This is a genomic window from Sphingomonas sp. Sph1(2015), from assembly GCF_001970915.1.
Lineage (GTDB): Bacteria > Pseudomonadota > Alphaproteobacteria > Sphingomonadales > Sphingomonadaceae > Sphingomonas > Sphingomonas parapaucimobilis.
This window is the reverse complement of the sequence record NZ_MQUI01000004.1, coordinates 71,857-84,547: the sequence shown is the minus strand read 5'-3', so window position 1 is coordinate 84,547 and position 12,691 is coordinate 71,857. Positions and strand designations below refer to the sequence as shown.

7 protein-coding genes are annotated in these 12,691 nt (G+C 67.4%); 2 read left to right on the top strand and 5 right to left on the bottom strand.

Annotated elements, in window-relative coordinates:
• Window positions 1–120: 120 nt before the first annotated feature.
• Complete coding sequence (locus BSZ14_RS02805) at window positions 121–1,017, bottom strand: DMT family transporter (RefSeq protein WP_076709703.1); 897 nt, start codon at window positions 1,015–1,017, stop codon at window positions 121–123.
• Window positions 1,018–1,109: 92 nt separating this feature from the next.
• Between BSZ14_RS02805 and proS the strand changes: the two genes are divergently transcribed.
• The gene (gene proS, locus BSZ14_RS02800) at window positions 1,110–2,642 is read left to right on the top strand and encodes a proline--tRNA ligase (protein ID WP_076709702.1); all 1,533 of its coding nucleotides are present in this window, start codon (window positions 1,110–1,112) and stop codon (window positions 2,640–2,642) included.
• A gap of 149 nt (window positions 2,643–2,791) precedes the next feature.
• Here proS and BSZ14_RS02795 read toward each other — a convergent pair whose 3' ends face one another.
• Window positions 2,792–3,760, bottom strand: coding sequence for a glutathione S-transferase family protein (locus tag BSZ14_RS02795; RefSeq protein WP_076709701.1), 969 nt, complete (start codon window positions 3,758–3,760; stop codon window positions 2,792–2,794).
• Window positions 3,761–3,942: 182 nt separating this feature from the next.
• A complete protein-coding gene (gene rnr, locus BSZ14_RS02790; protein WP_076709700.1) occupies window positions 3,943–6,141 on the bottom strand; it encodes a ribonuclease R in 2,199 nt (732 codons plus the stop codon).
• 229 nt (window positions 6,142–6,370) lie between these two features.
• Between rnr and BSZ14_RS02785 the strand changes: the two genes are divergently transcribed.
• On the top strand, window positions 6,371–8,866 hold the full coding sequence (locus BSZ14_RS02785; RefSeq protein ID WP_076709699.1) for a family 20 glycosylhydrolase: 2,496 nt from the start codon (window positions 6,371–6,373) through the stop codon (window positions 8,864–8,866).
• On the opposite strand, the gene BSZ14_RS02780 is transcribed toward BSZ14_RS02785, so the two are convergent.
• The gene (locus tag BSZ14_RS02780; protein ID WP_076709698.1) at window positions 8,850–10,790 is read right to left on the bottom strand and encodes a beta-N-acetylhexosaminidase family protein; all 1,941 of its coding nucleotides are present in this window, start codon (window positions 10,788–10,790) and stop codon (window positions 8,850–8,852) included. The genes BSZ14_RS02785 and BSZ14_RS02780 overlap by 17 nt on opposite strands.
• A gap of 77 nt (window positions 10,791–10,867) precedes the next feature.
• Window positions 10,868–12,661 carry an ABC transporter transmembrane domain-containing protein gene (locus BSZ14_RS02775; protein WP_042484743.1) on the bottom strand — a complete coding sequence of 598 codons (1,794 nt, stop codon included), beginning with the start codon at window positions 12,659–12,661 and terminating at the stop codon, window positions 10,868–10,870.
• Window positions 12,662–12,691 lie beyond the last annotated feature (30 nt).

Sequence of the window (12,691 nt, the reverse complement as noted above, 5' to 3'; positions counted from 1 at the left end):
CCGGCACGGGGAGGTGGCAGGCCGAAGGCCTGACGGAGGGGGACTTCCGCACGGGACGTCCCCGGCCGCACGCCCCCTCCACCATGCTGCGCATGGTCTCCCTCCCCGTGCCGGGGAGGATCAGTCCTCCGCCGCCGCCGAACTGGTCTGCTGCTTGCCCAGCCGCTGTTCGCGCCAGACGATGAACAGTCCGCTCGCGATGATGACCGGTGCGCCGAGCCATGTGCCCGCCGTGGGCAGCACGCCGAAGATCAGCCAGCCATAGACGGTCGCCCAGATCAGCCCCGAATAGTCCATCGGGACCACCGCGGCGACCGGCGCCAGCCGCGACGCGCCGGTGAGCGCCAGCTGCCCCAGGCCGCCCGCCAGCCCGATCGACACCAGCACCACCCAGGTCAGCGGATCATGCATCTTAAGATGGAAGGCGTAAGGTACGGCGATGAAGGGCAGGGTCAGGACGGTGAAGTAGAAGACCGTCGTCGTCGCCGGCTCGTCACGCAGCTGGCGCAGCACGATCGCGACGATGGCGACGAACATCGCCGCCATCAGCCCGACGCCCGCCCCGAACAGCGACATGTCGCTGGCCCCTGGCCGCACGACCAGCAATACGCCCGCAAAGCCGACCAGCACCGCCGCCCAACGTTGCACCCCCGTCTTCTCGCCCAGCACCAGCGCGCCCAGCAGCGTGGCGAAGATCGGCACGGTGAACTGGAAGGTCGTCGCCTCGGCCAGTGGCAACAGCATCACCGCGCCGAAGGTGAAGACCATGCCGACCAGCCCGACCATCGCCCGCTTGGCATGGCCCTTCAGCCGCGTGGTGCGCAGCGAGGCAAGGCCCGGCCCCGCCAGGACGAAGGCGAGCACGACCGGCAGCGCGCACAGCTGGCGAAAGAACATGGTTTCGGACAAGGTCGCCCCGCGCGACTCGGCCAGCTTCACAAAGGCCGACATGGTCGACAGGAAGAAGATGGCGATCAGGCGCAGGCCGATGCCTTTCAGCACGCGGTCGTCGGACATGGGGCGGCTCCTAGCCGCTACGCGCCGATGACGAAAGGCCGCAGGCGTCCGCCCCCTTGGCGAACCGCCCCCTTTGCCGCTATCGCGCACGCATGAAGCATGCTCTGTCCGTCACCCGCGACGCGGATTTCTCCGCCTGGTATCAGTCCGTCATCGCCGAGGGCGATCTGGCCGAGGAATCGGGCGTTCGCGGCTGCATGGTCATCCGCCCTTGGGGCTATGGAATCTGGGAGCGGATCCAGCGCCTGCTCGACGATCGCATCAAGGCGACCGGCCACGAGAATTGCTATTTCCCGCTCTTCATCCCGCTTTCCTATTTCGAGAAGGAAGCCGAGCATGTCGACGGCTTCGCCAAGGAAATGGCGGTCGTCACGCATCACCGGCTGATCGCCGACGGCAAGGGCGGGCTGGTTCCCGATCCCGAGGCGAAGCTGGAAGAGCCTCTGGTCGTGCGACCGACCTCGGAAACGGTGATCGGCACCGCCTTTGCCCGCTGGGTCCAGTCGTGGCGCGACCTGCCGGTCCTTATCAACCAATGGGCCAATGTCGTCCGCTGGGAAATGCGCACCCGCATGTTCCTGCGCACCGCCGAATTCCTGTGGCAGGAAGGGCATACCGCCCATGCCACGGTCGATGAGGCGCGGGCCGAGACGCTCCAGATGCTGGAAGTGTACCGTACCTTCGCCGAGGATTGCCTGGCGGTCCATGTGATCGCGGGCGAGAAGCCCGAAAATGAGCGCTTCCCCGGTGCGGTCTCGACCTATTCGATCGAGGCGATGATGCAGGACGGCAAGGCGCTGCAAACCGCGACCAGCCATTTCCTGGGCGACAATTTTGCCAAGGCGCAGAATATCCGCTTCCAGAATGCCGAGGGCGGGCTGGATTATGCGCAGACGACCAGCTGGGGCATGACCACGCGCACCATCGGCGCGATGATCATGGTTCATGGCGATGATGACGGGATGCGCGTGCCGCCCAAAGTCGCGCCGTGGCAGGTGGTGATTGTCCCCATGCTGCGCGACCAGCCCGAGGACGAGGCGCTGCTCGCCTATTGCCGCGATCTGCAAAAGGAACTGGTCGGCCAGTCCGCGCTGGGCGAGCCGATCCGCGCGATGGTCGATGGCCGTGCGCAAAAGGCCGCCAACAAGCGCTGGGGCTGGGTCAAGAAGGGCGCGCCGATCGTGATCGAGGTCGGCGGTCGCGACATGGCGGGCGGCAACGTCTCGGTCATCCGCCGCGACCGGCTGTATCGCGAGGACGGCAAGCTGGACTCGGTCGTGTGCCCACGCGGCGATTTCGTGAGCGGCGTCGCCGACCTGCTGGCCGACATCCAGGGCGAACTCCACCGCCAGTCGACCGAGCGGCTGAAGGCGCAGATCGTGCCGGTGGACGACTGGGCCGCTGTCGAGGCGCATTTCGCGGAAGGGGTAAAGAACCCCGGCTGGGTCGATGTCCGCTGGGCCAAGCCGACCGGCGAGGAGCTGGAGACGGTGGTCGAGAAGCTGAAGGGCCTGAAGCTGACCATCCGCAATGCGCCGATGGGCCAGACCGGTTGCGACGACGGCCCCTGCATCTTCACCGGCCGCGAGGCGGTCGAGCGTGTGTTGATCGGGCGGGCGTATTAAGTAGCCGAACGCCCAATGCCAGGCACGCCCCTCCCGCTTGCGGGAGGGGATGGGGGAGGGCAGGCCACAAGCGATGGTCTCGGTGAGACTCCTTGCCCTCCCCAAACCCCTCCCGCTTGCGGGAGGGGCTTAAAGAATAAGAAGAAGTGTTATCCCCGAACCAACCCCGCCCACGGCAAGTCCGGCCCGGCAGGTACAATCCCGGTCGGGTTCAGTTCCAGATGGCTGGCATAATAGTGCGTCTTGATGTGATCGAGATGCACCGTCGCCGCGATCTCCGGGATCGCCAGCATCCGCTCCAGCAGGCCCTCGAGCGCCGGATAATCCTGCACCCGCCGGACATTGCATTTGAAATGCCCGTGATAGACCGCATCGAAACGGACAAGCGTGGTGAACAGCCGGATATCCGCTTCCGTCATCCGGTCGCCGACCAGCCATTCGCGGCCGGTCAGCCGCTTTTCCAGCCGGTCCAGCTTGGCGAATAGCGGGCCGACCGCCGCGTCATAGGCTTGCTGCGACTTGGCGAAGCCGCATTTGTAGACGCCGTTATTCACCCGGTCATAGACGGGGGCGTTCACCGCATCGATCTCGTCGCGAAGCTCGGGCGGGTAATAATCCCCCTCCCGCGCGCCCAGTCCGTCGAACGCGGTGTTCAACATGCGGATGATCTCGGCCGATTCGTTGCTGACGATCGTGTCGCGTTCCTTGTCCCACAGGACCGGCACCGTCACCTTGCCGCTATAGCCATCACGCGCGCCGCCATAGAGTTGCCAGAGATAGTCCGCGCCGTGCAAGGGATCGCCGGTTCCGCCGCGCTCGGTGGCGAAGGTCCAACCATTCTCACGCATCAGCGGATCGACCACCGACAGGCCGATCATATCCTCCAGCCCTTTGAGCGCCCGGACGATCATCGCGCGATGTGCCCAGGGGCAGGCATAGGAGACGTAGAGGTGATAGCGTCCCGCCTCGGCGCGGTGGCCGGGCTGGCCGTCCGGGCCGGGTTCGCCCCCCGCTGTCACCCAGTCGCGAAAGCCCGAATCGGGACGCTGAAAGCTGCCCTTTGCGTCCGACTTGAACAGTCCCTCGGCGTGCCAGACGCCGTCCACCATATTACCCATGCGTGTGTCTCCTTTGATGAGGGTACGCATGGGGGTGGGGGAGCGATCCCACTATCCTCCCCGATACGGGGAGGGGGACCGCCGCGAAGCGGTGGTGGAGGGGCGTGCCGTTAAGCGAGTCGCTTGTGGAAGCCCCCCTCCGTCAGCGCTGACGCGCTGCCACCTCCCCGTGCCGGGGAGGATCAGCGCCGTTTGCCGTTGTGGCGGATGTTCGCGGGGCGCCCGCGCCGTTTCAGCACCCGGCGCGGTTCAGGAGCAGCGCCCTTGCCATCGGGCAGCTCGAAGCGCAGCGCCCCCGACACCGGGTTCGCCTCGGCCAGGCGCAGCGGCAGGCGCTGGCCCAGCTTGTAGATTTCCCGCGTCTTCTCGCCGAGCAGCTGCTGCGAGCCTTCGTCATAATGGAAGTAATCGCCGCCCAGGTCGCGGATCGGCATCAGGCCGTCACCACCCACGCCGTCGACGGTCGCGAAAAAGCCGAAATTGGTGACGCCGGTGATCCGCGTCTCGACCACCTGACCGACATGCTCGGACAGATAGGCCGCGACATAGCGGTCGATCGTCTCGCGCTCCGCCTCCATCGCGCGGCGCTCCATCTGGCTGATCGCCGTGCCCAGCCGCTCCATCTCGTCGCCCTCCGGCAGGAGGCCGCCGTCGCCCAGCTTGTATGCGCCGACCAGCGCCCGGTGGACGACGAGGTCGGCATAGCGCCGGATCGGCGAGGTGAAATGCGCGTATGACCCCAGCGACAGGCCGAAATGCCCCTGATTGACCGGCGCATAATAGGCCTGGGTCTGCGAGCGGAGGATCTGCTCCATCACCTGCGGCCGGAAATCGGCGTCGCCCACCTTGTCGACGATCCGGTTGAAGGTCGCCGGGCGGATCACCTGTCCCATGGCGAAGGGGATGTCGAAGGTTTCGAGATACTCCTTCAACGCGACCAGCTTGGTGCGGCTGGGCACCTCATGGACGCGGTACATGACCGGGGCCTTCTTCGCCTCCAGTGCCTTGGCGGCGGCGACGTTGGCGGCGATCATGTAATCCTCGATCAGCCGGTGTGCATCCAGCCGCGCGCGCGGCGCGACCGACAGGATGCGGCCATTCTCGTCCAGCACCACGCGCCGCTCGGGCAGGTCCAGGTCGAGCGGTTCGCGATCGTCCCGCGCCTTGGCGAGCGCGGCCCAGCAGCTCCAGAGCGGCTGTAGTGCCGTCTTGGTCAGCGGATGCGACAACTCGCCATCGATGGCGGCCTGCGCATCCTCGTAAGCGATGTTCGCCGCCAGCCGCACGACCGCGCGGGTGAAGCGGAACCCCTTGAGCTTGCCGTCCTTGGTGATCTGAAGGTGACAGGCCAGCGCGGCGCGGTCCTCCCCCTCCTTCAGCGAACAGACATCGGCCGACAGGATCTCGGGCAGCATCGGCACGACCCGGTCGGGGAAATAGACCGAGTTGCCGCGCCGCCGCGCATCCTTGTCGATCGCCGAGCCGGGGCGGACATAGAAGCTGACGTCGGCGATGGCGACGATGGCGCGCCAGCCTTCCGGGTTGGCGGGGTCGTCGTCGGGCGCGGCCCAGACCGCATCGTCATGGTCGCGCGCATCGACCGGATCGATCGCGACGATCGGCAGGTCGCGCAGGTCTTCGCGGTCGTCGCCCAGCGGCTGGCGGGCGACCCGCGCCGCCTCCTCCAGCGTCTCGGGCTGGAAGCGGTCGGGGATTTCGAACTTGTGGATCGCGATCAGCGAGAAGCTGCGCGGGGCGAAGGGATCGCCCAGCCGCTCGACCACCTTCGCGGTGATGCGCGGCGGGCGGCCCGCCTTCTCGGCCAGCACCAGGTCGCCCGCTTCCGCAGCCCCGGTGTCGGACACCATCATCTCGCGCCGGTCCTTCTTGTCGACGCTCGTAAGCCAGAAGCGTCCCGCCTCCTCGCGCAGCACGCCCAGCACCTGTTCGGAGGCGGGGGCGATCGTCTTCATGACATGCGCGATCCAGCCGCCGCCCGCTTCCTCGGTCCGCGCCAGCACGCGCTGGCCGATGCCGAGCGACCCGCGCTTGCGTTCGCGGATGCGCAGGCGGGGGATGGGAATGCCGTCCGCTTCCCAGCGTTCGGGCTGGCCCCAGACATTGCCGCCGTCATCGACATCGACGACGCGCAGCACCGTCACCTTGGGCAGCCCGCCCATCTTGTGAAAGGCGCGGCCCGGTGCGCTGTCGATCAGCCCTTCATCGGCCATGTCCTTGAGCAGGGCCTTCAACCCGATCTTCTCCTGCGCGGACAGGCCAAAGGCGCGTGCGATCTCGCGCTTGCCAGCGGGCTGGTCCGACTGTTCGATGAAGGCGAGGATTTGCTCACGGGTCGGCAGACCCGGCTGGGGTTTTTTCATGGGGTGGAGATAGGGGGTAGGGGAGGCGGCGTCACCCCCGAAGCTGATCCTCCCCGGCATGGGGAGGGGGACCGCCGCGAAGCGGTGGTGGAGGGGGATCGCCACATAGGGTTCGCTTGGTGGAACGCCCCCTCCACCAGCTTCGCTGGTCCCCCTCCCCTTGCAGGGGAGGATTAATAACGACATGATCCAATGTAATACCAGTATAGCGTAGCGGGACGAGCGGACGATGATGACTTTATGGGCTTCGGCCGCGATCCTGGCGGCGGCTCCCGCAGCGCAGGCCGATCTGGACCGGCTGGCGGCGACGCTGGGCTATCGCTACACCATCCTGACCAATCGCCCGGCGTCCTGCCCGACCGGCGTGCCCCGCTGTTTCGAGGCGGATATCGCCATCGCCGTGCCCGACAGCGCGCCGAGCCTGCCGGTCGAAATCCGCTACAGCCTGGTCAACCCGGTGCTGAAGATCGACAGCGAGGTGTTCGACAATCGCACGATCAATGGCGACCTTAACGTCCTGACCCTGAAGCCCGGCCAGTCGTTGAAGTCGGGACAGACCTATCATGTGAAGCTGACCGGGCTGGGCGCGTTCTTCTCGCGCAACCATATGATGCCCAACGCGATGCTGGCAGCCAAGGGCCTCACTCCGCGCGTCATCGCCGCGACCCGGACGGGGACCGATGCCGATACGGGGCTGGAGACCTTGCCCTTCGTCGCGCTGATGACCGACGAAGCCGCGCTCGCCCGCAGCGCGCCCGACGACCAGACGGTCTGGCGTACGCCCGAGCGCGCCTTCGCGCTTTATGCCGAGCGCGGTGCGGCCACTCCGGTCGATGTCGCGATCCTGCCCAAGCCGATGACGGCCACGCGTCCGGCGGGGGCTCCAATCGACCTGTCCAAGGGGCTGCGCGTCGCGATTCAGGGCTTTACCCGCGCCGCCATCGCGCCAGCATTGGCCGGATTGCCGGTCGGCACGGTGCCGCTGACCATCCGCAAGCAGTCGGGAATCGCACCCGAAGGCTACCGCCTGACTATCGCTGACGGGGGCGTGACCATCGCGGCGGCGGATGCGGCGGGGGCGTCCTATGCGCTGCGTTCGCTGGCGCAGCAGATGGCGGCGGAGGGGACGACGCTCCGCCCGCTGATCGTCGAGGACGCGCCGCGCTACGGCTTTCGCGGGCTGCATATCGATCTGGCGCGCAATTTCCACAGCAAGGCCGAGATCCTGAAGCTGATCGAGCTGATGGCAGCGTACAAGCTGAACACGCTGCACTTGCATCTGGGCGATGACGAGGGCTGGCGGTTGCAGATCGCAGGCTTGCCCGAACTGACCGAGGTGGGGGCGTATCGCTGCTTCGACCTGACCGAGAAGAGCTGTCTGTCGCCGCAACTGGGGGCAGACCCCGCGAGGGATGCCACCACCAACGGCTATCTGACCGCCGCCGACTATACCGACATCCTGCGCGCCGCCACCGCGCGGCAGATCGCGGTCATCCCCTCCTTCGACATGCCCGGCCATTCGCGTGCGGCGATCCGGTCGATGGAGGTGCGCTATCAGCGGTTGATGGCCAAGGGCGACAAGGCGGGGGCCGAGCGTTTCCGGCTGGTCGAGCCGGGCGACACCACCCGCTATTCCAGCGTCCAGCATTACGACGACAACACGCTGAACGTCTGTATCCCCAGCACCTACCGCTTCATCGACGCGGTGATCGATACCATCGCCGGGCTGCACAAGGCGGCGGGCGTGCCGCTGACCACCTATCATATCGGCGCGGACGAGACGGCGGGGGCCTGGGTCCAGTCGCCCGCCTGCAAGGGAATGATGGCGAAAACGGGGATGCAGCCCAAGCAATTGGGGGCCTATTTCATCGAGCGGATTTCCGCCGATCTCGCCCGGCGCGGCATCGCGGTGGCGGGGTGGAGTGACGGGCTGGGCCATACCGACCCGGCGAAGATGCCCGCGAACGTCCAGACCAATATCTGGAGCAACCTGCACGCGGGGGGCGTGGCCGAAGCGCATGGCCAGGCCAATCGCGGGTGGAAGACGGTGCTGTCGATCCCCGATCTCGGCTATTTCGACATGCCCTATGCCGCCGATCCGAACGAGACCGGCTATGACTGGGCCTCGCGCGGGGTGGACAGTTTCCAGGTGTTCGGCTTCATGCCGGGCAATCTGGCCGCGAACGCCGCGCTGATCCCCAATATCCTCACCCAGCCCAAGGCGATTGCCGACAGCATGCCGCTCCAGTCGGGCCGCAGCATCGCCGGTATCCAGGCGCAGTTGTGGAGCGAGACGGTGCGCCGCGACAGCCAGGTCGACTATATGCTGTTCCCGCGCCTGCTGGCGCTGGCCGAGCGGGCGTGGAGCAAGCCGGACTGGGAGCCAGCCTATGTCGCGGGCACCGGCTATGAACCCAATGATCCCCGCGTGGACCGGACCAAGCTGCTCGCCGGGTGGCGGGATTTCGCCGGGCGGATGGGCGTGCAGATGCGGCTGCTCGACCGGGCGGGCGTGACCTATCGCCTCGCCCCGCCGGGCGCGCGTGTTTCCGGTGGCAAGCTGGAGGCCAATGCCGAGTTCGCCGGAACGCCGATCGAGTATCGGACCGGCGGCTCCTCGTGGACCCGCTACACCGGCCCGGTGGCGGTGACGGGGGCGGTCGAGCTTCGCATTCGCACCCCGGATGGCCGCCGCGCCAGCCGGACGGTTACGGTTTCGCCGTAACCGCGATCAGGCCAGGGGCGTCGGCGATGAAGCGGTCGAGCACGCCGTCGGCGATCTTGATCGGCCCGTCGAAGCGCACCGCGCCCTTGATGCTCTGCACGGCGGCGGCCTGCGCGGCGATCCGCTTGGCATCGGCGAAGTAGCGCGTCGCCGCCGCATTTTCCTGCTCGGCGGCATCCAGCCCGGCGGCGGTCTGCCCCAGTGCGCGGCCCCAGAGCTGCATCGCCTCCAGCCAGGGGGCGGCCTGTTCGGCAAAGGCCGGATCGACCACGCCCGCACGGATCGTGTCGGGGGCATCGGCCAGCGCATCGGCCTTGGCGTGAAGTTCGATTAATGCCGCACGGCGTTTATGCTCGTCACCATTCGCCAGCGCCTCGCGCACATGATCGAGCAGCGCCTTCAACTTCGGGGCCTGTTCCTGCCAGGGCTGGCTGCCGAAAGTGGGGGCGAGATGCTGCGTGTCGAACAGCTCTAGCAGCGCGGCGGTCGCCCGCACGTCGCCTCCGGCCAGATCGCGCGCGGCATAATGCCAGGTGCGCTCGGCATCATAGCCCTTGTCGTTCCACCCGAAGGCCAGCACCCCCGTCACCGCGACGCGGCTGGGTGCTTCCTGGTTCATCGGGTTGGACAGGATGCCGGTCAGCTCGGACGACAGCCCGGCCTCGCGCTTGGCATAGGGGGCGAGCAGCAGCCGCCCGGCCGAACTGGCATAATCGTTGACCGGATAATTGTCCCAGAGCAGCGTCTTGCGACCGAACGCCTTGGTCGCGGCCTTGGCATCGGGAATGGAAATGGCGGGCGGCACGACGTCGGTGCCGGTCCACTGGACGACGATGCGCGGGTTCAGATTCGCCCGCAGCGCCGCCTTGTAGGGGCTTTCCTTCGCATCATAATATTCGGTCGGCACCATGATCAGCGGGCGCGAGGCGGGGTCCTGTTTCAGCAGGTCGACCTGGACGGCGTTCAGCAGCTTAGACTGGGCGACCCCCGCCGCTTGCGCGCCCGACGGGCCGAAGGCGGCCTTGTCCGCGTCACAATTCCACTTCTGATATTCGATATCGTCCAGCGCGACATAGAAGCTGTGAACGCCGATCCCGCGCAGCGCCGCGAACTTGCGCAGCAGCGCCTGTTCGTCCGCCGGGTCGGAGAAGCAGATGCTCGGCCCCGGCGAGATGGCATAGACGAAATCGACATGGTTGGCCTTGGCGCGCGCCGCCAGCGTTCCCAGCGCGCTCAGCGTCGCGGCGGGATAGGGATCGCGCCACTTGTCGCGGGCGAAGGGATCGTCCTTGGGGCTGTAGACATAGGTGTTGGCCTTCATCTGGCCGAGGAAATCCAGATGCCTGGTCCGGTCGGTCATCGACCAGGGCTTGCCGTAAAAGCCCTCGATCGTGCCGCGGATCGGCATGGCGGGATGATCGCGGATGGTCAGCGCGGGGATGGTCTGGCGGATGAGCAATTGGCGGAGGGTCTGGGCGGCGTGGAACAGTCCGTCCGCGTCATGCCCGGCCAGCGTGATGAGGCCGCCCTGACCGGAGGCGATGGCGGTCAGCGTATAGCCTTCGCGGGCGTCGTCGGGGCTGGCGTTGCTGCGCGATAGGGCGTCGCGGACCAAAGCGGCGCTGTCCGGGCCGATGACGACGGTCGGCCGGTCGAGCGTGGCGGGCAGGCGCTTGGCGGTCGCGATGTCAGTAATCCCGGCCTTGGCCAGCAGATCGCGGACCAGTGCGGCGGTCTCCGGCTCGGTGCCCGGCGCGACGATCAGCGTGGCGGCACGACCGAGCGGCACTTCGCCCGTGCCGAGCGTCATCGCGGCGGGGGCGGGGAAGATCGCGGGGAGGGTAACAGAGTTCGCCTGCGCCGCCGGGGTCAGCATCGCCAAGGCGATCGCCGCGCCCGTCCATCTATATACAGCCCGCGCCATCCTCAATCTCCGGTATTTAACTGGTATAGTCGAAGGCCAAGGGAATCCCTCACCCCAATGGTACTAAACCGGCCCCATCACTCGTGAAATTGCAGGCTCGCCAGCCGGGCATACAGCCCGCCGCCCGCGATCAGCTCGCCGTGACGCCCCTGTTCGACGATCCGCCCGCCATCCATCACCACGATCCGCTCGGCGGCACGCACGGTCGCCAGCCGATGTGCGATGACCAGGGTCGTGCGGTTCGCCATCAACCGCTCCAGCGCCTGCTGGACCAGCTGTTCGCTCTCGGCATCCAGCGCGCTCGTCGCTTCATCCAGCAGCAGGATCGGCGCATCGCGTAGCAGCGCACGGGCGATGGTGATCCGCTGGCGCTGCCCACCCGACAGGCGCGCGCCGCCTTCGCCCAGGAAGGTGTCCAGCCCCTGCGGCAGTGCGCGCAGGAACTCGGCGGCATTCGCGGCCTCGGCAGCGGCCCAGAGCTCGTCGTCGCTCGCCTCCCACCGGCCATAGCGCAGATTGTCGCGGGCCGAGGCGCCGAAGATCACCGTCTCCTGCGGCACCATCGCGATGCGCGCGCGGACCGCTGCCGGATCGGCGTCGCGCAAGGATACGCCGTCGAGCGAGATATTGCCGCCTTGCGGGTCGTAGAAACGCTCGGCGAGTTGGAACAGCGTCGACTTGCCTGCGCCTGATGGGCCGACCACCGCCACCGTCTCGCCAGGCCGGATGTCGAGCGTGAAGTCGTTCAGCGCGGCGACCTCGGGTCGGGTCGGATAGTGGAAGACGACATGGTCGAACCGCAGCGCGCCCATCGGAATGACCGGCAGGACGGCGGGGGCGGGGGGCGGCGCGATCTCCGGCTGTTCGGCCAGCAGTTCGGCCAGCCGCTGCGCCGCGCCCGACGCGCGCAATATGTCGCCCCACACCTCGGTCAGGGCCTGGAAAGACCCCGCGACCAGCATCCCCGTCACGACGAAGGCGGTCAGCGATCCCCCCGACAACCGCCCGCTGGCGACATCGGCCACGGCCTCCCACAGCAGCAGCGTCAGCCCGCCGAAGAACAGGCCGATGACCATCGCGGTCATCACCGCGCGCAGCAGGAAGCGTTTGCGCGATGTCGCGAAACCGTTGCTGACGGCCAGTTCGAACCGCTCGGCCTCGCGACGTTCCTGGCCGAAGGCCTGCACGACCTTCATCGCGCCCAGCGTCTCCACGGCGGTCGCGCCGATCTCGGCCAGCTTGTCCTGGCTGTCACGCGAATAGCTGCGCACCTTCTTGCCCAGCACCACGATGGGCAGGACGATCAGCGGGATGCAGACCAGCAGCGACAGGGTCAGCTTGGGCGACAGGGCGAACAGATAGATGGTGCCGCCGATCCCGATCACAGTATTGCGCAGCGCGATCGAGACGGTCGATCCGACGACCTGCTCGATGATCGCGGTGTCGGCGGTCAACCGGCTGGCGATCTCCGAGGGGCGGTTCTCCTCGAAATAGCGGGGCGCCAGGCGCAGGAGATTGGCCTGCACCGCGATGCGGATGTCCGCGACCGTCCGCTCGCCCAGCCACGACACGAAATAGAAGCGGAACGCCGTTGCGATCGCCAGCACCACGACGACCGCCAGCAGCCCTTGGAAATAGGGCGCGATATCGCCGGTGTCGGCAATGTTGCCGAAGCCGTGGTCGATCACCTTCTGGAAGGTGCGCGGGATGAACAGGGTCGCGAGCGCGGCAACCGCCAGCGAAACGGTGGCGGCGGCCAGATGCCCCGGATAGCGCAGCGTATAGCGCCAGACCATCTTCAGGTTGCTCAGGCGGCGGCTGGCCGGGACGGGGGACTCGGCGGATTTGCGGGACGCGGCGGATCTGGCCATGCCGGGGGCCTAGCAGCGTGGGCGCATCGG